Below are 977 nucleotides of genomic sequence, written 5' to 3'. Positions count from 1 at the left end.
GTCGCTTCCGAAGGAAGCGACGACCTGATTACCTTTTACAATCAAGCCACTTCTTGATGACATCGACGTGTCGATACAGTCCTCTTTGAAGGCACGCCGGTGCACTTCGAGGCCGTATCATTAAGACCAGCTTCTCGAGATATCATCCGGTGATGCGCGGTCAGGCAACACCAATCCAGCATATCCATCAGAGGAACCGAGGTTCCAACAACAAACATACCTTAGACAAGCTTTCCTACCTACTCCAATCCCTCCACCAATTCCGGCCGACTAAGCCATCACAAGGTTTCACTGAGACTGGGCTCGGACGTCTTGAACCAATGGTTCAAAACACCTGGAAGCTTCCAGACATATCTTCTCTTCACAATGCGTACAGAACAGGCATCGTCTCATGCGAGATGATGCAAACTTTTATTTCTTCAAAAGGATATCTTTCAACCAACCGATGGATCAGTCCGCCCTACAGGCCAGAGGCCGTCGGCCACGTTTGGCCGGCCCGTCTGGAGCGCAGCGGCTTCAGCCGCGACAGCGTCAAGACAAACCAACCCAATCGCTTCGCGATTGGTGGAGCTTATCGGGATCGAACCGATGACCCCCTGCTTGCAAAGCAGGTGCTCTCCCAGCTGAGCTAAAGCCCCAACCATCGCAAACACCCAAACAGCAAAGCCGTCAGGGATCAGGTAAAATCTAAAAAACCATTGGTGGGCCCGGGTAGACTTGAACTACCGACCCCACGCTTATCAAGCGTGTGCTCTAACCAACTGAGCTACGGGCCCATCTCGCCGAGCGTACAAAGCGTTCAAAGTAGAACACCCATACAGGCTCAGTGAGCCGTCGCCGGTCGTCCGGCGCCCTCGCTTAAGCCAGGATCGAAGATCCGACACGCGTGAGCGCAAACCAAAGGTTTATATCCTTTTTGAAGAAAGAGAAACGTGGACGGCGACACTTGCCATACCAATCCGGTTACCGAAGTAACT

Annotated in this window: 2 tRNA genes; both read right to left on the bottom strand. The window is 52.6% G+C overall.

Going from position 1 to position 977, the window contains the following annotated elements:
- Positions 1-562: 562 nt before the first annotated feature.
- Positions 563-638: transfer RNA gene (locus RRU01S_RS24915), tRNA-Ala, on the bottom strand.
- Between the two features lie 61 nt (positions 639-699).
- A tRNA-Ile gene (locus RRU01S_RS24910) sits at positions 700-776 on the bottom strand.
- Positions 777-977 lie beyond the last annotated feature (201 nt).

Origin of the sequence: Agrobacterium rubi TR3 = NBRC 13261 (assembly GCF_000739935.1) — a bacterium.
Lineage (GTDB): Bacteria > Pseudomonadota > Alphaproteobacteria > Rhizobiales > Rhizobiaceae > Agrobacterium > Agrobacterium rubi.
Note: the sequence above shows the minus strand (reverse complement) of the source record. Positions and strands in the feature narration are given on the sequence as shown.